Here is an 18,138-nt window from a genome sequence, read left to right on the forward strand (position 1 = left end):
CATCGGGTAACCGTTACCGTATGAGGCCCTCAACAGGTAACAACGGAGGAAGCCATGGCCATCGCCAAGTTCGACACCGTCGTCCTGGACTGTCCCGACCCCGGCGTGCTCGCCGCGTTCTACGCCGAGCTGCTGGGCGGCACGCCCGAGGCCGAGGAGGGCTGGGTCGACCTGCGGATCCCGGACGGGCCGAAGCTGGCCTTCCAGGCCGCCCCCGGACACGTACCCCCGAAGTGGCCTGCGCCCGACGCCTCGCAGCAGTTCCATCTGGACGTGACCGTGGACGACCTGGACACGGCCGAGCGGGAGGTTCTCGCGCTCGGCGCGAAGCCGCTCGACACGGAGGACCGCGCACGCTCCTTCAGGGTTTACGCGGACCCGGCGGGGCACCCGTTCTGCCTCTGCGCGGGCTGAACAGACCTGCCGGACAGCCGTAGCAAACGGAGGAGCCCATGCCGCCCGTAGCCCGTTTCCGTACCGTCGTCGTCGACTGCCCCGATCCCCGCGCGCTGGCCCGTTTCTACGCCGGGGTCGTCGGCGGCACCCCCGACGGCGAGGATGCCGAGTGGGTCGTCCTCCCCGTCCCCGGCGGGCCGCGGCTGGCCTTCCAGCGGGCGCCCGGGTACTCCCCGCCCGAGTGGCCGCGGGCCGACCACGACTCCCAGCAGTTCCATCTCGACCTGGACGCCGGGTCCACCTGGGCGGAGCTGGACGCGGCGCAGGAGGCGGTCCTGGCGCTGGGTGCCCGCCCACTGGACCTGGACGACCAAGACGGGAAGCGGGACTTCAGGGTGTACGCCGATCCGGCGGGGCATCCGTTCTGTCTCTGCCGGATCGAGCACCCCTGATCAGCCGCTGCGGGTGATCAGCCGTCCAGTTCCGCGATCCGTGCCGTCGACGGCTCCCTGCGCTGCTGGGCCGCCTTGGCCGTGAAGTCGGCGCTGCGCAGCACACGCTGGACGTTTCCCCAGGTGAGCAGGGTGAGGTCGGGTTCGGTCCAGCCGCGGCGCAGGAGTTCCGCGATCAGGTTCGGGTAGCAGGAGGCGTCGCCGAGTTCCTGCGGGTGGGCGCTGCCGGAGTCGTAGGTGCCGGAGAGGCCGACGCACTCCGGGCCCGCGACCGCACGGACGTGGTCGAGATGGTCGGCGACGTCACGGACGGACGGCCCCGTCTGCTCGGCCGTCAGCGGGACCAGGCACAGGCCTCGGGCCTCGCCCAGCTGGGCGAGCGTCTCGTCGGGGAGGTTGGCGGGGTGGGGGCGCAGGGCGCGGGCCGCGGAGCGGGTGCACAGGACCGGGGCCTTGGAGATCGTGGCGGCGCGGTGGACGGTGGCCGGGGACGCGCCCGAGAGGTCGGCCAGCACGCCGAGACGGTTCATCTCCCGGACCACCTCCTCGCCGAACCGGGTCAGCCCCGCCTCGCTCGCCCAGGACGTCCCGGCCAGGGTGAGGACGCGCAGGCCCAGTGAGTGCAGGACGCGCAGGATGGCCAGCGAGTCGTCGAGCGCGGCGGCCGCGGCGGGCCCGAGGACGACGGCGATACGTCCGCAGTTGCGGGCGTCGGTGACCTGTCCCGCGGTGCCCGCGAGACGCAGTCCCTCGGGGTGGCTCCGGGCCACGGTCTTCACCAGGTCGAGCTGCTCCAGGGTGGCGCCGACGGCCCGGTCACCGGTGAGCCCGTCCGGCAGGTGCAGCGCCCAGAACAGCGCGCCCACGTGGCCGCGCCGCATCCGGGGCACATCGGTGTCGACAGTGCTCTCCCCGAGCTCCAGGTCGTACCAGGGCAGGTGCCGCAGCGCCCAGGGCAGCCCGCTGTAGCCGTCGGCGACGGGGTGCGCGGCGAGGATGGCGTGGGCGCGGTCGAGGGGTGCGGCGTCGGGGTCGGAGAGCGGGGTGAGGTCGGGCTCCGGCGTGCCGTGGTCGTCGGGATGGCTGTCGGGATGGCCGTCGGGGTCCGGCGAGGAGACGGGCGGTGGGGCCGGCGGGTCGAGTTCCCCGACCTCGGCTGTGGTGTGCAGTTCGTCCTGCAGGTCGGCCATGGCGGGCTCCGTACGTCGTGATCTACCTCGTGATCGCAATACGGTCACCGTCGCACGGGGGCGCGGGGGCTTCCTGGTGGGTGGGGCGTTCGGGGGTACGCCCCACACGCCCCCCTACCTGAGGCCTTACCTCAGGCCTTACGTCAGGCCTTACGTCAGGTCCAGCTCCTCCAGCATGGCGTTCGAGGCCCCACGCCTCTCCTGAACCTCGCGCGCCACGTCCTCCGCCGCCCCCAGCACCCGTACCGCGTTGCCCCAGGTCAGCTTGGCGAGGTCGTCCCTCGACCAGCGCCGGTCCAGGAGTTCCGCGATCAGGTTCGGGTAGGTGGAGACGTCTCCGAGGCCGTCGGGGGTGAATGCCGTGCCGTCGTAGTCGCCGCCGATGCCCAGGTGGTCGATTCCGGCCACCTCCCGCATGTGGTCCAGATGGTCGGCGACCGTCGGGACCGTGGCGACCGGACGCGGGTTCGACTCCTCGAAGGCCCGGTGGATCTTCATCGCCTCGGGGGTCGTGGCGAGGGGGTGGAAGCCGTGGACGCGCATGTTGTCGTCCGCGGCGGCCGTCCAGTCGACGGCGGCCTGGAGGACGAACTTCGGCACGAAGGTCACCATCGCCATGCCGCCGTTGCCGGGCAGGCGTTCGAGGACGTCGTCGGGGATGTTGCGCGGGTGGTCGCACACCGCGCGCGAGGAGGAGTGGGAGAAGATCACCGGCGCGACGGACGTGTCCAGGGCGTGCCGCATCGTCGTCGCCGCCACGTGCGAGAGGTCGACCAGCATGCCGAGGCGGTTCATCTCCCGGACCACCTCGCGGCCGAACTCCGAGAGACCGCCGACTCCGGGCTCGTCCGTCGCCGAGTCCGCCCATGCCACGTTGTCGTTGTGGGTGAGGGTCATGTAGCGCACGCCCAGCGCGTACAAGCCCCGCAGGGTGCCCAGGGAGTTTGCGATCGAGTGACCGCCCTCGGCGCCCATCAGGGAGGCGATACGGCCTTCACGCCGGCCCGCCTCCATGTCGGCGGCCGTGAGAGCGGGCCGCAGGTCGTCCCCGTACCGCGCGATCAACTGGCGTACGCAGTCGATCTGTTCGAGGGTCGCCGGCACCGCGTCCGGGAGGTCCGAGCGGACGTACACCGACCAGTACTGCGCGCCGACACCGCCCGCGCGCAGGCGGGGAATGTCGGTGTGCAGGTGAGTGTGCTGGTCGGTGGCGATGTCGCGGGCGTCGAGGTCGTAGCGGACCTGTTCGCGCAGCGCCCACGGGAGGTCGTTGTGGCCGTCGACGACCGGGAACTCGCGCAGCAGTGCCCGGGCTTCCTCGAGGGAGCTCACGGACGTCACTTCCCGAAGCCGAATCCGTTGCCGCCGCCCGCGCCGCTCTCGACCTTGGCGCGCAGCCGCTTGCCCTTCTCGGTGGCCTGGTCGTTCAGGTCCTGCTGGAACTCCCGCATCCGGCCGAGGAGTTCCTCGTCGTGCGAGGCGAGGATGCGGGCCGCCAGCAGGCCCGCGTTGCGCGCGCCGCCGACCGAGACGGTGGCGACCGGGACACCGGCGGGCATCTGGACGATCGACAGCAGCGAGTCCATGCCGTCGAGGTACTTGAGGGGGACCGGGACGCCGATCACCGGGAGCGGGGTCACCGACGCCAGCATGCCGGGCAGATGGGCCGCGCCGCCGGCGCCCGCGATGATCGCCTTCAGACCGCGCTCGGCGGCCTGCTCGCCGTACGTGATCATCTCGCGCGGCATGCGGTGCGCGGAGAGAACGTCGACCTCGTACTCGATCTCGAACTCGTCCAGGGCCTGGGCGGCGGCCTCCATGACGGGCCAGTCGGAGTCCGAACCCATGACGATGCCCACGACGGGGCCTGCGACGGAACTCATTCGGTGATCGTGCCTCTCAGATAGCCGGCTGCGTGACGGGCGCGCTCCAGCACGTCGTCGAGGTCGTCGCCGTAGGTGTTGACGTGGCCCACCTTGCGGCCGGGCTTCACGTCCTTGCCGTACATGTGGATCTTCAGCTGGGGGTCGCGGGCCATGCAGTGCAGGTACGCGGAGTACATGTCGGGGTAGTCGCCGCCCAGGACGTTGACCATGACCGTCCATGGGGCGCGGGGGCGCGGGTCGCCGAGCGGGAGGTCGAGGACGGCTCGGACGTGGTTGGCGAACTGGCTGGTGATCGCGCCGTCCTGGGTCCAGTGGCCCGAGTTGTGCGGACGCATCGCGAGTTCGTTGACGAGGATGCGTCCGTCGCGGGTCTCGAACAGTTCGACGGCGAGGTGGCCGACCACGTCGAGTTCCTTGGCGATGCGCAGGGCCAGTTCCGTGGCCTGGAGGGCGAGCTCCTCCGCGATGCCGGGCGCCGGCGCGATGACGGTGTCGCACACGCCGTCGACCTGCTGCGACTCGACGACCGGGTACGCGACGGCCTGGCCGTGCGGGGAGCGGACGACGTTCGCCGCCAGTTCCCGTACGAAGTCGACCTTCTCCTCGGCCAGGACCGGGACGCCGGCCCGGAAGGGGTCGGCGGCCTCCGCCTCGGAGCGGACCACCCACACGCCCTTGCCGTCGTACCCGCCGCGGACCGTCTTGAGGACGACCGGGAAGCCTCCCCCACTCTCGGCCGCGAAGGCGACGACGTCGGCGGGGTCCGTCACGAGCCGGTGCCGTGGGCACGGCACCCCGATCTCGTCGAGCTTCGCGCGCATCACCCCCTTGTCCTGGGCGTGCACGAGCGCGTCGGGGCCGGGGCGGACGGGGATGCCGTCCGCCTCCAGGGCCCGAAGGTGCTCGGTCGGGACGTGTTCGTGATCGAAAGTGATCACATCGCACCCCTGCGCGAACGCGCGCAGCGTCTCCAGATCGCGGTAGTCGCCGACGACGACATCACCGACGACCTGGGCCGCGGAATCCTGCGGGGTGTCACTGAGGAGCTTGAATCTGATGCCGAGCGGGATGCCCGCCTCGTGTGTCATACGAGCGAGCTGACCCCCGCCGACCATGCCGACTACCGGGAACGTCACCCTCCAAGAGTATCGGCCCGGCCATCGCGGCCCGATTACACGCCTGTGACCCGATGCGCACAGGCATCCCCGGGAGGGGGTGGTTAGCATGGCTGGGTTGACGAAATCCCACACTGCGATCCCACAGACGGGGGCCGACAGACCATGGAACTTGGTTCCAAACGTGGTTCCACAGGCGGTTCCGACGGGCTTCATACCCGGCCCAAGAGCGCCGTACGCCGACGATTCGACCAGTTCGCGGCCGAGGTGGCGAAGTTCGGGGCGGTGGGCACGGCCGGGCTTCTCGTCAACCTGCTCGTGTTCAACCTGGTGCGCGGCACGACCGACCTCCCGGTGGTCCGCGCCAGTGTGACCGCCACGGTCGTGGCGATCTGCTCGAACTACATCGGCTTCCGCTACTTCACCTACCGGGACCGCGACAAGAGCGGCCGTACGAAGGAACTGACGCTGTTCCTGCTGTTCAGCGCGGTCGGACTGGTCATCGAGAACGGCGTGCTGTACGCGGCGACGTATGGCTTCGGCCTGGACAGCCCACTGCAGAGCAACGTCTTCAAGTTCGTCGGGATCGGCGTCGCGACCCTGTTCCGCTTCTGGTCGTACCGCACCTGGGTGTTCCGTACGCTTCCGGCGCGTGAGGCGGTCGCCAGCGCCGAATCGTTCCTCGAGGAGCTCCCCGAGGGTGGGACGATTCCTGGGCGCCGGAACCAGCGTCAGCGGGTGGGTTGAGCGGTCCGGTGCGGCACCGTCGTGGCTTGTCGCGCCCACGCGGCGGAGCCGCATATCGATACAGCCCCGCGCCCCTGTGAGGGCGCCTACCGGACTGTCCGCTCCTCGTCCTCCTGCGGCTTCTTCAGGGGGTTGCGGGACAGGAACAGGCCGAAGACCGGCGGCTGCTGCTGGAGCAGCTCCAGACGGCCCGCGTCGGCCTCCGCGAGGTCGCGGGCGACGGCGAGGCCGATGCCCGTGGAGTTGCGGCCGCTGATCGCCCGCTCGAAGATCCGGGCGCCGAGGTCGGCCGGGACACCGGGCCCCTCGTCCGTGACCTCGATCACGGCCTGGTTGCCGATGACGCGGGTGCGCAGGGCGACCGTGCCGCCGCCGTGCATGAGCGAGTTCTCGATCAGCGCGGCCAGCACCTGGGCGACCGCGCCCGGCGTGCCGACGGCCTGCAGATGCCGCTTGCCGGAGCTGACAATGGCCCGGCCCGCGCTGCGGTAGGCGGGACGCCACTCGGCGAGCTGCTGCTGGATGACCTCGTCGAGGTCGAAGGAGACGGCGGAGCCGGTGCGCGGATCGCGCGCGTTGGTGAGGAGCCGCTCCACGACGTCCGTGAGCCGTTCGACCTGCGTGAGCGCGATCGTGGCCTCCTCCTTCACCGTGTCCGGGTCGTCGGTGAGGGTGATCTCCTCGAGGCGCATGGAGAGGGCGGTGAGGGGCGTACGCAGCTGGTGGGAGGCGTCCGCCGCCAGCCGGCGTTCGGCGGTGAGCATCCGGGCGATACGTTCCGCCGAGCTGTCCAGCACATCCGCGACCCGGTCGAGCTCCGGCACGCCGTACCGCTTGTGCCGGGGGCGCGGGTCGCCCGAGCCGAGGCGTTCGGCGGTCTCGGCGAGGTCGGTGAGCGGCGAGGCGAGCCGGTTCGCCTGCCGTACGGCGAGCAGGACGGCGGCGATGACGGCGAGCAGTGCGACGGCGCCGATGATCAGCAGGGTGCGGCCGACCTCGCGGGTCACGGAGGACCGGGGTTCCTCGACCCGGACGGTCTCGCCCTCCTCGCCGTCCTCCTCGGCGGAGATGACATCACCGACGGGCTGGTCCCCGACCTCGATCGGCGGGCGGCCGGGGATACGCACGACGGCGTACCGGTCGCCGGTGACGAGTCCCCTGAGGACCTTGGAGTTGATCTGCTCGTCGCCGAGGATGCGACTGTCCACGATGCTGGCCAGCCGCACGGCCTCGGAGTCCACCCGTTCCTGGGCGCTGCTACTGATCGTCCGCGTCTCGACGATGACGAGCGACACCCCGAACACGGCGATCACGACGAGCACCACAGCAAGCGTGGACTGAATAAGACGACGACGCACGGCCCCTCCGGGCGGAGACTGAAAAACGACGAGCGTGCCCGCTCCTGGGCGCCCCGCAGGGGCGCTCTCAGGGGCGCGGGGAACTGCGCGACCAGCCCCCACCGGCCGGCAGCCGCGCACACCGCACAAGCCCCCCGGACGTTACGCGCGTGGTCGAGCTAACTCTTTTCGAACCGGAAACCCACACCCCGGACCGTGGCGATGTACCGCGGGTTCGCCGCATCGTCGCCCAGCTTCTTACGCAGCCAGGAGATGTGCATGTCGAGCGTCTTGGTCGAAGACCACCACGTCGTGTCCCACACCTCCCGCATCAGCTGGTCGCGCGTCACCACCCGCCCCGCGTCGCGCACCAGCACCCGCAGCAGGTCGAACTCCTTGGCCGTGAGCTGGAGTTCCTCGTCGCCCATCCACGCCCGGTGCGACTCGACGTCGATGCGCACACCGTGCGTGGCGGGCGGCTGCTGCGGCTCGGCGGCGCCGCGCCGGAGCAGGGCCCGGACACGGGCGAGCAGTTCGGCGAGCCGGAAGGGCTTGGTGACGTAGTCGTCGGCGCCCGCGTCGAGACCGACGACGGTGTCCACCTCGTCGGCGCGCGCGGTCAGGATGAGGATCGGCACGGTCAGGCCCTCGGCACGCAGCCGACGGGCCACTTCGAGGCCGTCCATGCCGGGCAGTCCGAGGTCGAGCACGACCAGGTCGATACCGCCCTGGATACCGGCGTCGAGCGCGGTCGGTCCGTCCTCGCGCACCTCGACCTCGTAACCTTCCCGGCGCAGTGCGCGGGCCAGCGGCTCCGAGATGGACGCGTCGTCCTCAGCGAGCAGTACACGGGTCATGACCTGATGGTAAACCGCTCTGGACACCGCCTGTGGTGTGACCAGGCGTTCTTGATTCTTACCTTTGGACACCAGGACGAGGGCACCCGTGACGGCCGGTACGGCGCCCGCCTCGCATCACCACCCGAACCTGTGCCTCTGCGAGGACACCTCGCCTCTCACCTTCGAATAAGTGGCTTAAAATGACATGTCACCTGTGATTCACCTCTCAAGTCCTTCCATTTACGACTGTTACCTGTCGTATGGTGAAAGGACGCTCTTAACGGCACCCGGGGACCTTTGGCGAGATTTCTGCCGAAGGTCTTTTTTGTGAGTCCCGACCAGCAAGGAACGACTCATGGCGTCCAGCCTGACGAAGGAATCCCTGACACCGGGTACCCCCGGTTCCCCACGGTCCTTCTTCGGCCACCCCCGTGGACTGGCCACCCTCTTCATGACCGAGATGTGGGAGAGGTTCTCCTACTACGGCATGCGGGCCCTGCTCCCGCTGTACCTGATAGCGCCGAGCGGGCTCCACCTCAGTGCGACGGCCGCGACCGCGATCGGTTCCGTCTACGTCTCGCTCGTGTACCTGCTCGCCCTGCCGGGCGGCTGGTTCGGCGACCGCGTCTGGGGCCCGCGCAGGACCGTCGCCGTGGCCGGCGGCATCATCATGCTCGGCCATCTGACGCTGGCCCTGCCGACGGCGGGCACCTTCTACGCCGGCCTCGGCCTCGTGGCGATCGGCTCGGGCCTGCTGAAGGCCAACATCTCCACCATGGTCGGCCATCTGTACGACGGCCCGGACGACCCGCGCCGCGACGGCGGCTTCACCGTCTTCTACATGGGCATCAACCTCGGCGCGTTCGCCGCGCCGCTGGTGATCGGCACGATCGGCGAGAAGGTCAACTGGCATCTCGGCTTCGCCCTCGCCGCGCTCGGCATGGCGCTCGGCCTCGCCCAGTTCCTGCTGGGCAGCCGGCACCTGGACGCGCGTTCCAGCGTCGTCCCGACCCCGCTGTCCGCCGCCGAGAAGTCTGCGACCCTGCGCAAGGCGGCGATCTGGGCGGGCGTCGCGGCCGTCTTCTACGCGCTGGTCGGCCTCTCGGGCCACTACACGCTGAACTGGGTCATGGTTCCGCTGATCCTGCTCGGCCTGATCGTTCCGGTGGTCGTGCTGGCGCGGATCAGGCGTGACAAGGAGCTCAGCGCGTCCGAGCAGTCGTCGATGTCGGCGTACATCTGGTTCTTCGTCGCTGCGGCCGTCTTCTGGATGATCTACGACCAGGGCGCCACGACCCTGTCGATCTTCGCCGACCAGAACGCGGAGAACAGCGTCCTCGGCTGGGAGTTCCCGGTCTCCTGGTACCAGTCGGTGAACCCCGTGCTGATCATGGCGCTGGCCCCGGTCTTCGCCTGGTTCTGGCTGGCGCTGAACCGGCGCGGCAGCGAACCGAGCACGATCGTGAAGTTCGCCTCGGGCCTGGTCCTGGTCGGCGTCTCGTTCTTCCTCTTCCTGGCCCCGCTGTCGATCGCCGGGGACGGCCACAAGGCGGCGGCGATGTGGATCGTGGCGATCTACTTCGTCCAGACGGTCGGCGAACTGACCCTCTCGCCGGTCGGACTGTCGGTCACGACCAAGATGGCTCCCGCGAAGTACGCCTCCCAGATGATGGGCGTCTGGTTCCTGGCCGTCACGGCGGGGGACGCGACGACCGGCCTGCTCTCCGTCGCGGGCGTCAACCTCGACCGGATGGGCGTGGTGGCGCTGGAGGCGGTCCTCGCGGTTGCGGCGGGCGTGGCGGTGTGGGCGTACCGGAGCAGGGTGAAGGCACTGATGGGGAGCGTCAACTGACGCTTCCCGTGCGCCGGTTGCGTGGCCGGCAGGCGGGGAGTTCGTCCTGGCGGACGGCGGTGACGAAGGAGGACCAGGCGGCTGCCCTGAGCACGAGGGCGGGGGCGTCGGGGGTCTTGGAGTCGCGGACTGCGGGCGCGTGGAGGGTGTCGCAGACCTCGACGCACTCGCCGCCGTCGGTGTTGCTCAAACCGAACGGCCCCGCGCTGAACGGCAGTACCTGCACCGTGACATTCGGGGCGCCCGGACATGGACACGAGGTGCTCCAACTGATCCGCCCACGCCTTCTGGTCACGCAGCATCAGCCGCAGCGCGGACTCGAACAGGATCGTGCGGAATCGCGGCGCGTCCCGCGCCAGCAAAACATCACTCCACGCTCGGCGCGCGCCTCGACCTGCCGGATCAGCTCCTCGCCCCGGTTGCCCCCCGCCGCCAGCACCTCGGTCGCGTACCCCCGGGTCTGCAGCAGACCCGGAATGCTGCTCAGACCGAAGTGCCACAGACTGAGCGCCTCCGCCTCGAACTCCATGTACGCGCGGTACTGCTCCTTGAACTCGCTCTTGTCCGCCAGCGCCAGTTCCCACAACATCACCAGAAGCCTGCCAGTACCGAAGTACTGGTCGAGCGCCCGCACCACCTCGGCGCTGCCCAGCGTGTGGCCGTTCTCCATCTTGCCGAAGAGCGAGAAGTCCCAGCCCACCCGCTCGCCGAGCTGCCGCAGACTGTCCCCGTGCGCCTCCCGCAACGCCTTCAGCTCCTCGGCGAACCGGGCGCGTGGCCGCCGACTGAGGCTCGTCACGGTGCGTCGTTGCGACATCTCGTTCCTCTCCTGCGGTAACTGTGGGTAGCCGTAGGACGTAGTGGAATTAAGCCCCGCCGAACGTGGGCCTACGGCCCTGTCCGCGACGTTTCGCCCCATTTACCCGGCATGCTCGTCATGCATCTGAACACGCACAGTAATTTGGCGACTGCACACAGCACAGGCATCGCCGGAACCGCCACCCGAGGAGTGACCCCATGACGACGAACTCCCTCCCGCGCCTCCCCCGTCGCAACCCCACCCTCACCCCCCGCGCCGTCCGCACCCCCTCCTGGACCCCTTCCGGCTCCTGGGCGGCGCCCACCCCCGAGGTCCTGCGCACGCTGGAAGCGGCACTCGCACGGTGGGCGTCGTGACGACGGTCCCCGGCGGGGCGGACGCACCGCCCTGTGATGTGTGCGAGGCACTGACCGTCCAGCGGGACGCGGCACGGGCGGCCGGCCGTACGGGCGAAGCCGGCGACTGCGAGCGGGAGTTGAGGGAGCACGAGGGACACGGCCGGGGGCGTACGTCGTGACAGCGACGCGAACGTGCGGCTCCGGGCCCATCTGCTGGACGCCCCCCTGTGAACAGCTCGGGAGCAGCGCGGGACCCCGCCCGGAGATACGTTTCCGGAGCGGGGTCCCAGGGTCGTCGTTCAGCGGGTCAGCGCAGGCGTCGGCGCCCGGGCATGAACGTGAACACCGCCACGCCCGCCAGGATCACCGTTCCGGCCACCAGCCCCAGCGCCTTCAGGGCGCCGTCGTTCTCGGCGCCCGTGTTGGCGAGGCCGCCGCTGGTCGACGTACCGCCGGACGTCGTGGTCGACGAGCCGCCCGACGCGCCGCTGGCCTGTTCCTCGGTGTTCAGGGTCAGGGAGACCGCGGTCGGGGACGGGGTGCAGGTGGTCGTCGTCCCGACGGCCTTCACCGTCAACACGCCCGGCGACAGGGTCGATTCACCGGTCGCGCCCGGCTTGTAGGTGCCCTTCATGTCGGGGATCGTCATCGCGTCGCCCGTCTTGATCGGCGCCGCGTTGGTCGGGCCCTCGACATGGACGGTTCCCTTGTCGGACCCGCCGATGACGACCTCCATGGACGGCTTCACCACGTTCGCCGGGAGGTCGGCCGGGCTGTTCATCACCGAGCCCTTGAACTGGACGGTGAGGTCGTAACTGCCGCTGTTCTTCTTCGCGTTGATCTGGATGGGGTTCGTCACGTCCTTGGGGCCGAGGGGCGTCACGCACTTGTAGGGGATCTTCACCTCCTTGCCGGTGAAGTCCGTCTGGCCGTCGTCGCTCGCTGTGTCCGAGGGGCTCGGCGTGGCCGTCGGTGACGGTGTCGGGCTCGGGGTGTCAGTCGGAGTCGAGGGCGGCGTCGGCGTGGGGCTCGGGGTCGGGGTCGGGGAGCCGGACGGTGTGGGTGACTGCGAACCGCCTCCGCCCGCCGTCACCTTGATCGTCACCGACGGCTGCACCGGCTGGGTCGGCGTGCACTTCGTGTCCGTCCCGAAGGCGTTGATCGTGTAGGCGTCCGGCGTCAGCGTCACGTCTCCCGCCGCCGTCAGTTTCACCTTGCCCTTCATGTCGGACAGGACCATCGCCCCGCCCTTGGGGATCGCCGGGTTCTGGCGGGGTCCGACCATCGCGATGTCGGCGCTCTGCGCGCCGCCCGCCTTCAACACCCCGCTCGGCTGAACCGAGTCGGCGGGAAGGTCGATCAGGTCCGGGTTCTTGGACGCGGCCTGCGTGAACTTCCAGACCACCTCCACCTCGTCACCCACCTTGGCCGTCGCCGACGCGTTGATCTGCACCTTGGTCGTGCCGTTGACGGGCGGCAGGCCGGCGGCCGGCGGCGGCACGCACCTGGTCGCGTACGACACCTCGGCCGCCTGGGCGGGCCCCGCCGCGGCCACGCCCAGCAGGACACCGCCCGCTCCGCCGAGCAGCAACAGGGCCCCTGCCGCACTCCCGCTCCGTCTCCGTTGGGTTCTCACGTGTTCCCCTTCGTCTTCGTCGTGTCGGTCGTCGGAGCGCCCGCGCCTGCGCTTGTCGCTGTGGCTGCGTCGGTATCTGTGGCTGTGTCGGTAGTTGTGGCTGTCTCCGTCTCCGGGGCTGTCTCCGGGTCCGTGACGGTGACCGTGATGGTGGTCGTCGTGCCGGGGTCGGCGTCCGGGGTGAACCAGGGCAGGGTCGAGGCGGCGGCGGTCGCCGGCCGGCGCCGGTCATGGTCTGCCCGCGTGCCCAACCGGGGCATGCGCAACGTCAGTTCGGGCTTCCGCGACGCCCAGCCGGGCCGCCCCGCCGTCTGCTGCCCGCCCGGTCCGCGTGGCCGTACCCGGTCCACCACCGCCATGCCGACGCGGAACACCGCCGCCGGTACGACGACCGCGGCCAGGACCCAGAACAGGGTCACGCCCCATGGCCTGCCCACGCCCCACGGCTGCTCCACGAGCACCTTGCCGCCGTACTTGAGCGAGACCGTGTAGTCGCCGTGCGCCCCGCTCGCCAGTTCGAACGGCAGCTCGACGCGTGCCTTGCCGCCCGGCTGGATGGTGCCGCGCCACTGCTGCTCCTCCCACTGCGGGGCGAACACCCCGTGGGCGGTGCCGATCTGGAACACCGGGTCCTTGACGGCGGCCGTCCCGAGGTTGCCGACGGTGATCGCGAGGGTGCGCGCGGGCGGCGCCCCGAACCAGGTCAGCACGCCGCTCGAACCGTCGAGCCGTGGGTCCGTGAGGACCGAGAGACGGCCCGACCCGACCTGCCTGGGCAGGGGTTCGACCGGGTGGCCCGCCACCTTGAACACCGCGTCGGCGACCGCCTGCGAGGCTCCGGTCACCGTCGTCACATGCACCACGCAGGGGCACGGCACCGGCGGGTCGACCACCGGCAGGCTCTTGCTGAAGTGGCCCGTCGTGTCCGTCGTGACGGCTCTCGCGTCCGCGTTGGCACAGGAGTTGGTGCCGCCGATCACGCCCCGGGACGGTTCCGCCCTGCCGCAGATCAGCATCATCAGCAGCACCTTCGGCTGCCATCCGGTCCCCGTCACGACGACCGAACTCCCGGTCCCCGCCTCGGCCGCGGACACCTGGACGGTCGGCCCCTCGGCCGCGGTCGCGGCGGCCGTCGGCAGCATCAGGAGAGCGGTCACCAGTGCCGCGATCAGTGCGGTAATCCGCCGCATCACGTCATCGCCCCCGTCAGCCGCTCGTCCGACCCCGTCGTCAACTCCGCGCGCACGCACGGCGGTTCCTCATGTCGTTCCCGTCGCTCACGTCGCCTCAGCCGTCGTACGCCCAGGAGGGCCGCGCCCGCCGACAACGCCGCCACGGCCCCCGTCACCCCGCCCCACGGCACGAACCGCACCGACGTGCCCGCCTCGTCGCGTACCGTCCCGTCCGCCGCCGTGACCGTCAGCCGTACGTCCACCGCGTCGAACGCCGGGCGCCCGGACCAGGGTTCGGTGAGGGCCAGGCGCCGGCCCGGGGGCAGGCGTACGGGCAGGGTGCGCGGCGGCCGGTCGAGGCGGGGGCCGAGGAGGCCGTCCGCGTGGACGGCGAGCGTCGGGGTCAGGTCGGTGGTGCCGCGGTTGACCAGCTCGTACGCGATGCGGTCACCGCGCACCCGCACGTGCTCGACGGTCAGCGCCGGCAACCGGGGTCCCCCGACCCGGAGTCGGACACGTACCGTCTCGGTCCGGCCCGAGGCGCGGGCGCTGATCGTGGCGGTGCGGTCGCCGGGAGGCGTGCCCTCGGGGATGCGTACCGTGAAGGGCACGTCGGCGCGGGTGCGCGCCGGGACGTCGACCCCGGGGGCGGCGAGGGTGAGCCAACCGCTGCCGGTGAGGCGCACGTCGAGGGGCCGGGTCGTCGGGTTGCGGACGGAGAGCGTGTCCTCGAGAACCGTTCCGGGGGTGCCCTCCGCGTAGAAGTACGGCCGGTCGGCGCCCAGGGGCGCGACGGACCAGCCCTCGTCGGCTGCCGCCGGGGTCCCCGCGACCAGCAGCGCGAAGAGGCCGAGGAGGCTGACAAGGCAGGTGCTGAGGCTGGGGCAGAGGACACGCATCGGCGGCTCCCGGATGTCGTACGGGTCTCGTACGGTCGTCCTCAGCGGCGTGCCGTGGGCTGCCGTCGTAGCGCCCCCGGCTGGTTCCTGCGGGTCAGCCACAGCGCGCCCGCCGCGCCCGCGAGCAGGACCGTCCCGCCGAGCGTGCCCAGCGCGATCATCGAGTCCTCGGGGCCGGTCTGCGGGAGATCGGCCCCGGGATCCGAACCGCCGGTGCCGCCCGTACCGCCGGTGTCTCCGCCGCCCGAGGCGCCCGTGACGTCGAGCGTCAGGGACGGCTTGGGGTTGTTGGTGGGTGTGCAGGTGGTGGTCGTACCGGCGGCCTTGATCGTCAGGACGCCGGCCGTGAAGGTGACCTTGCCGTTCTTGGCCGGCTTGTACGTACCGCTCAGGTCATTGATCTTTATGGGGGTGTTCGCGGGGAGCGCGGCCTGGTTCGGGGGCCCGCTGACACTGAGCGTGCCGCTGTCGGCGCCGCCCAGCTTGATCGTGGCGCTCGGGCTCATCGCGCCCTTGCCCAGTTCCACCGGGCTGGACGAGACGCCCTTCTGCCAGGACATGGTGACCTTGTAGGAGCCGCCGCTCTCCACCGCCTTGATGTCGATGGACGACAGGGCGCTCTTGACGCCGATCGGCGTATCGCACCGGTAGTTGACGTCCACGATCTCGGCCCGGGCGGCCGGGGCCGCCATCAGCACCGCCGATCCGGCCAGTGCCGCGGCGGACGCGAGCGCGGCGCTTCGTTTCGGGTGCGTTCGGTACGACATCGTCGTCCCCCATTTCTGACGGCACATCAGATCGCGGATCGGCCGTCAAGGTACGCCGGGGGACCAACAGTTGGAAGACACAGCACACGCCGGGTTCGGTTCGTAGCCGGGTGCGGGTCCAGGGGGAGCGAAAAGCATGGGGCGCAGCCCCTGCTTTTCAGGGGCGCGGGGAACTGCGCGAGAAACCCCCACCGGACCCGCACCCGACAACGCACCCGAGGGCGGGCGTCACGCCGGAGCGCCCAGCTCCGCCCACACCCTCTTGCCGGCGACGCCGGGAATCCGCACGACACCCCAGTCCAGACACAGCCGCTGCACGATGAACATGCCGTGACCGCCGGGGCGCCCGGCCCGGTGCGGGGTGCGCGGGGCGGGCTGGCCGGTGCCCCGGTCGGAGACCTCGACGCGGATCACCTTGTTGTCGCAGGTGATCCACATCTCGTCCGGCCCCTCGGCGTGCAGGCAGGCGTTGGTGACGAGTTCGGAGACGACGAGAAGTACGTCCTCGGCGGCGGCCCGCTGGTCGGCGGTCTCGGCGGGCAGCCAGCCCCAGGCGTACAGCGCCTGCCGGGCGAAGTCACGGGCGAGCGGAACGACACCGCTCCGGCCGTCGAAACTCAGGCTGCGGGTCTGGCGACCCCCGGAAGCGCCGCTGGACTCGGAGGACTCCTCAGAGCCCGGCGAGTCGGGCCGGGTGGTGCTCATCAGCGCTTCACCTCACCGATTCACCAGTTCACGTACACGGTCGTCATTCAACACTGTTCCCCACGCACGTCCTTGTGTGCATATTCAGGATGTCTCCTGCCCGGCGGAACCGACACAACACCCCCAAAAAGAGCGCGCTCAACAGCCCGGCCGGCCGACCAACAGGTCTCGGCCGAAACAACTAGGACGATTCAGGAGACCCAGGAGACCCGGAGGACGCGGGAGGGTCCTCCGCCAGCGCGTCCGCGAGGGAGTCATGGACGGTGAAAACGGCGTCCGCGCCCGTGATTTCGAACACCCGCGCGACCACCGGCTGCATTCCGGCGAGATGCACCCCGCCGCCCGCGGTCTCCGCCTTCAGGCGGGCGCCGAGCAGCACATTGAGACCGGTGGAGTCACAGAACTCCAGGCGCGTGCAGTCGACGACCAGCCGCACGAGGCCCTTCGCGAGGCAGTCCTCGAGCGGTTCACGCAACAGGTCGGCGGTGTGATGGTCAAGCTCACCCGCCGGCGTCACGACGGCACTCTTGCCTTCATTCCGCACCTCGACCAGAAGCCGGCCAGACTGTGCGCTGCCGACCGTCCCGCGATCCATGCCGTCTCTCTCCCGAGGTCGTGGCTGCTTTCCAGCGCCCGGTGGCGCCCGACTGACGTCCACGAAGACTACGCCTTCCTCACAATCTCCGACACCTGAACTAACGCCCATATATGGACATAAGGGAAGGGAACGCACTTGCGGCGGGCTCGGGAGAACGGGTAGGGCTAGTAGTGAGCCAGTTCCAGTAGCGAGCCGGCCCGAGACAAGCACCCGACACGGCCGGCATTGGAGGCGCCGCACACCGCACCGCACGCTCCGGCTTCGGCAGCCTTATGCCGAGAACCATGGAGGACACCATGTCACCCCGGCTCGACGCATCGCATACCCAGACGGCGACGTCGACACCCCCTCCGGAACACACGGACTCCCATCAGCCAGACCAGCACATCCCGGGCCCACGCGTTCCGGACCCCTTGGAGGGTCTCCCCGAGATCCCTCCGTACGACGAGGTGGGGGCGGTCGACGCCCGGGCCCTGTCGAAGACCCTCTTCGCGCGGCTGGAGTCCCTCGAGGAGGGCACGCACGAGCACGCGTACGTCCGGAACACCCTCGTCGAGCTCAACCTGGCGCTGGTCAAGTTCGCCGCCTCCCGCTTCCGTTCGCGCAGCGAACCCATGGAGGACATCATCCAGGTCGGCACCATCGGCCTGATCAAGGCGATCGACCGCTTCGAACTGAGCCGCGGCGTCGAGTTCCCGACCTTCGCCATGCCGACCATCGTCGGTGAGATCAAGCGTTTCTTCCGCGACACGTCGTGGTCCGTCCGGGTACCGCGCCGGCTCCAGGAGCTCCGGCTCGACCTGGCCAGGGCCGGCGACGAACTGGCCCAGCAGCTCGACCGCGCCCCCACCGTGGCCGAGCTGGCCGAACGCCTCGACCTCTCCAAGGACGAGGTCGTGGAGGGGATGGCGGCGTCGAACGCGTACACCGCCAGCTCCCTCGACGCCCAGCCCGAGGAGGACGACTCCGAGGGCGCGCTCGCGGACCGCATCGGGTACGAGGACCACGGCATCGAAGGCATCGAGTACATCGAGTCGTTGAAGCCGCTGATCGCCGAACTCCTGCCCAGGGACCGGCAGATCCTCGCCCTGCGCTTCGTCGCCAATCTGACGCAGTCGGAGATCGGCGAGGAGCTGGGCATCTCGCAGATGCATGTGTCACGACTGCTGTCGCGCACCCTGCAGCGGCTGCGCAAGGGCCTGTTGGCCGAGGGCTGAGGCCCGACAGCCGATGGCCGAGGCGTCCGGCAACGACGTCCGCCCGGGAGGGGTTTCCGGTTACCTGGTCACCAGTTGATGGTTACCTACGGAAACCCCTCCCCTCTTTTCCCAAAGGCCCCATGCGTCACCGACGCCGCCCTCAGACTGGCTGGTACGTCAGGACGGGGAC

General features: G+C 70.4%; 21 protein-coding genes. 7 read left to right on the forward strand and 14 right to left on the reverse strand.

Translation table 11 applies throughout. From position 1 onward, the window contains the following. Positions 1 to 54 precede the first annotated feature (54 nt). Together PV396_RS38200 and PV396_RS38205 are read left to right on the forward strand one after the other, a co-directional pair. Positions 55 to 414, forward strand: coding sequence for a VOC family protein (locus PV396_RS38200; protein WP_319212725.1), 360 nt, complete (start codon positions 55 to 57; stop codon positions 412 to 414). 38 nt (positions 415 to 452) lie between these two features. Next, positions 453 to 848: a VOC family protein gene (locus PV396_RS38205; protein ID WP_319212727.1), complete on the forward strand. Its 396-nt coding sequence runs from the start codon at positions 453 to 455 to the stop codon at positions 846 to 848. A gap of 17 nt (positions 849 to 865) precedes the next feature. Here the strand turns inward: PV396_RS38205 and PV396_RS38210 are convergent, their stop codons facing one another. From PV396_RS38210 to PV396_RS38225, 4 genes are all read right to left on the reverse strand, one after another. After that, the gene (locus tag PV396_RS38210) at positions 866 to 2,038 is read right to left on the reverse strand and encodes a dipeptidase (RefSeq protein WP_319212729.1); all 1,173 of its coding nucleotides are present in this window, start codon (positions 2,036 to 2,038) and stop codon (positions 866 to 868) included. A 150-nt stretch (positions 2,039 to 2,188) separates the two neighbouring features. After that, entirely contained in the window at positions 2,189 to 3,370 is a 1,182-nt protein-coding gene (locus PV396_RS38215) for a dipeptidase (RefSeq protein WP_416071552.1), read from the reverse strand. Between the two features lie 5 nt (positions 3,371 to 3,375). Continuing rightward, complete coding sequence (gene purE / locus PV396_RS38220) at positions 3,376 to 3,885, reverse strand: 5-(carboxyamino)imidazole ribonucleotide mutase (protein ID WP_319212844.1); 510 nt, start codon at positions 3,883 to 3,885, stop codon at positions 3,376 to 3,378. Positions 3,886 to 3,917: 32 nt separating this feature from the next. Further along, entirely contained in the window at positions 3,918 to 5,060 is a 1,143-nt protein-coding gene (locus PV396_RS38225; protein ID WP_319212732.1) for a 5-(carboxyamino)imidazole ribonucleotide synthase, read from the reverse strand. Between the two features lie 144 nt (positions 5,061 to 5,204). Here PV396_RS38225 and PV396_RS38230 point away from each other — a divergent pair, with 144 nt between their 5' ends. Further along, a complete protein-coding gene (locus PV396_RS38230; RefSeq protein ID WP_319212734.1) occupies positions 5,205 to 5,786 on the forward strand; it encodes a GtrA family protein in 582 nt (193 codons plus the stop codon). 86 nt (positions 5,787 to 5,872) lie between these two features. Here the strand turns inward: PV396_RS38230 and PV396_RS38235 are convergent, their stop codons facing one another. Together PV396_RS38235 and PV396_RS38240 are read right to left on the reverse strand one after the other, a co-directional pair. After that, a complete protein-coding gene (locus PV396_RS38235; protein WP_319212736.1) occupies positions 5,873 to 7,144 on the reverse strand; it encodes an ATP-binding protein in 1,272 nt (423 codons plus the stop codon). A 158-nt stretch (positions 7,145 to 7,302) separates the two neighbouring features. Next, positions 7,303 to 7,980 (reverse strand): response regulator transcription factor, encoded by a 678-nt coding sequence (locus PV396_RS38240; RefSeq protein WP_053745752.1) that lies wholly within the window; start codon positions 7,978 to 7,980, stop codon positions 7,303 to 7,305. 337 nt (positions 7,981 to 8,317) lie between these two features. Between PV396_RS38240 and PV396_RS38245 the strand changes: the two genes are divergently transcribed. Then, positions 8,318 to 9,814 carry an oligopeptide:H+ symporter gene (locus PV396_RS38245; RefSeq protein ID WP_319212739.1) on the forward strand — a complete coding sequence of 499 codons (1,497 nt, stop codon included), beginning with the start codon at positions 8,318 to 8,320 and terminating at the stop codon, positions 9,812 to 9,814. Here PV396_RS38245 and PV396_RS38250 read toward each other — a convergent pair. Then, positions 9,807 to 10,040 (reverse strand): DUF397 domain-containing protein, encoded by a 234-nt coding sequence (locus tag PV396_RS38250; RefSeq protein WP_319212740.1) that lies wholly within the window; start codon positions 10,038 to 10,040, stop codon positions 9,807 to 9,809. The genes PV396_RS38245 and PV396_RS38250 overlap by 8 nt on opposite strands. Positions 10,041 to 10,115: 75 nt before the next feature. Next, on the reverse strand, positions 10,116 to 10,631 hold the full coding sequence (locus tag PV396_RS38260) for a Scr1 family TA system antitoxin-like transcriptional regulator (RefSeq protein ID WP_416071553.1): 516 nt from the start codon (positions 10,629 to 10,631) through the stop codon (positions 10,116 to 10,118). A gap of 200 nt (positions 10,632 to 10,831) precedes the next feature. On the opposite strand from PV396_RS38260, the gene PV396_RS38265 reads away from it, so the two are divergent. Further along, entirely contained in the window at positions 10,832 to 10,990 is a 159-nt protein-coding gene (locus tag PV396_RS38265; protein WP_319212742.1) for a hypothetical protein, read from the forward strand. Beyond that, positions 10,987 to 11,151 carry a hypothetical protein gene (locus PV396_RS38270; protein WP_319212743.1) on the forward strand — a complete coding sequence of 55 codons (165 nt, stop codon included), beginning with the start codon at positions 10,987 to 10,989 and terminating at the stop codon, positions 11,149 to 11,151. Before PV396_RS38265 ends, PV396_RS38270 begins: the two co-directional genes overlap by 4 nt. Positions 11,152 to 11,279: 128 nt before the next feature. On the opposite strand, the gene PV396_RS38275 is transcribed toward PV396_RS38270, so the two are convergent. The 6 genes from PV396_RS38275 to PV396_RS38300 all read right to left on the reverse strand — a co-directional run bounded on the left by PV396_RS38275 (position 11,280) and on the right by PV396_RS38300 (position 16,746). After that, positions 11,280 to 12,608, reverse strand: coding sequence for a hypothetical protein (locus PV396_RS38275; protein ID WP_319212745.1), 1,329 nt, complete (start codon positions 12,606 to 12,608; stop codon positions 11,280 to 11,282). Continuing rightward, a complete protein-coding gene (locus PV396_RS38280; protein ID WP_319212747.1) occupies positions 12,605 to 13,798 on the reverse strand; it encodes a hypothetical protein in 1,194 nt (397 codons plus the stop codon). Before PV396_RS38280 ends, PV396_RS38275 begins: the two co-directional genes overlap by 4 nt. Next, the gene (locus PV396_RS38285; RefSeq protein ID WP_319212748.1) at positions 13,798 to 14,679 is read right to left on the reverse strand and encodes a hypothetical protein; all 882 of its coding nucleotides are present in this window, start codon (positions 14,677 to 14,679) and stop codon (positions 13,798 to 13,800) included. The genes PV396_RS38280 and PV396_RS38285 overlap by 1 nt, the downstream gene beginning before the upstream one ends. Before the next feature lie 41 nt (positions 14,680 to 14,720). Then, positions 14,721 to 15,446 carry an LPXTG cell wall anchor domain-containing protein gene (locus tag PV396_RS38290; protein ID WP_319212750.1) on the reverse strand — a complete coding sequence of 242 codons (726 nt, stop codon included), beginning with the start codon at positions 15,444 to 15,446 and terminating at the stop codon, positions 14,721 to 14,723. A 228-nt stretch (positions 15,447 to 15,674) separates the two neighbouring features. Next, positions 15,675 to 16,151 carry an ATP-binding protein gene (locus PV396_RS38295; RefSeq protein WP_319212752.1) on the reverse strand — a complete coding sequence of 159 codons (477 nt, stop codon included), beginning with the start codon at positions 16,149 to 16,151 and terminating at the stop codon, positions 15,675 to 15,677. A gap of 181 nt (positions 16,152 to 16,332) precedes the next feature. After that, positions 16,333 to 16,746 carry an STAS domain-containing protein gene (locus PV396_RS38300; protein ID WP_319212754.1) on the reverse strand — a complete coding sequence of 138 codons (414 nt, stop codon included), beginning with the start codon at positions 16,744 to 16,746 and terminating at the stop codon, positions 16,333 to 16,335. 299 nt (positions 16,747 to 17,045) lie between these two features. On the opposite strand from PV396_RS38300, the gene PV396_RS38305 reads away from it, so the two are divergent. Continuing rightward, positions 17,046 to 17,966: an RNA polymerase sigma factor SigF gene (locus tag PV396_RS38305; protein ID WP_319212846.1), complete on the forward strand. Its 921-nt coding sequence runs from the start codon at positions 17,046 to 17,048 to the stop codon at positions 17,964 to 17,966. Positions 17,967 to 18,138: the final 172 nt, after the last annotated feature.

It is taken from the genome of Streptomyces sp. ME02-8801-2C (genome assembly GCF_033793965.1).
GTDB lineage: Bacteria > Actinomycetota > Actinomycetes > Streptomycetales > Streptomycetaceae > Streptomyces.

What these genes read in the sequence shown, in the direction of transcription:
- PV396_RS38200 (WP_319212725.1), top strand. Translation starts at nt 55, where the DNA reads ATGGCCATCGCCAAGTTCGACACCGTCGTCCTGGACTGTCCCGACCCC.
- PV396_RS38205 (WP_319212727.1), top strand. Translation starts at nt 453, where the DNA reads ATGCCGCCCGTAGCCCGTTTCCGTACCGTCGTCGTCGACTGCCCCGAT.
- PV396_RS38210 (WP_319212729.1), bottom strand. Translation starts at nt 2,038, where the DNA reads ATGGCCGACCTGCAGGACGAACTGCACACCACAGCCGAGGTCGGGGAA.
- purE (WP_319212844.1), bottom strand. Translation starts at nt 3,885, where the DNA reads ATGGGTTCGGACTCCGACTGGCCCGTCATGGAGGCCGCCGCCCAGGCC.
- PV396_RS38230 (WP_319212734.1), top strand. Translation starts at nt 5,205, where the DNA reads ATGGAACTTGGTTCCAAACGTGGTTCCACAGGCGGTTCCGACGGGCTT.
- PV396_RS38240 (WP_053745752.1), bottom strand. Translation starts at nt 7,980, where the DNA reads ATGACCCGTGTACTGCTCGCTGAGGACGACGCGTCCATCTCGGAGCCG.
- PV396_RS38245 (WP_319212739.1), top strand. Translation starts at nt 8,318, where the DNA reads ATGGCGTCCAGCCTGACGAAGGAATCCCTGACACCGGGTACCCCCGGT.
- PV396_RS38260 (WP_416071553.1), bottom strand. Translation starts at nt 10,631, where the DNA reads ATGTCGCAACGACGCACCGTGACGAGCCTCAGTCGGCGGCCACGCGCC.
- PV396_RS38265 (WP_319212742.1), top strand. Translation starts at nt 10,832, where the DNA reads ATGACGACGAACTCCCTCCCGCGCCTCCCCCGTCGCAACCCCACCCTC.
- PV396_RS38280 (WP_319212747.1), bottom strand. Translation starts at nt 13,798, where the DNA reads ATGCGGCGGATTACCGCACTGATCGCGGCACTGGTGACCGCTCTCCTG.
- PV396_RS38285 (WP_319212748.1), bottom strand. Translation starts at nt 14,679, where the DNA reads ATGCGTGTCCTCTGCCCCAGCCTCAGCACCTGCCTTGTCAGCCTCCTC.
- PV396_RS38290 (WP_319212750.1), bottom strand. Translation starts at nt 15,446, where the DNA reads ATGTCGTACCGAACGCACCCGAAACGAAGCGCCGCGCTCGCGTCCGCC.
- PV396_RS38295 (WP_319212752.1), bottom strand. Translation starts at nt 16,151, where the DNA reads ATGAGCACCACCCGGCCCGACTCGCCGGGCTCTGAGGAGTCCTCCGAG.
- PV396_RS38300 (WP_319212754.1), bottom strand. Translation starts at nt 16,746, where the DNA reads ATGGATCGCGGGACGGTCGGCAGCGCACAGTCTGGCCGGCTTCTGGTC.
- PV396_RS38305 (WP_319212846.1), top strand. Translation starts at nt 17,046, where the DNA reads ATGTCACCCCGGCTCGACGCATCGCATACCCAGACGGCGACGTCGACA.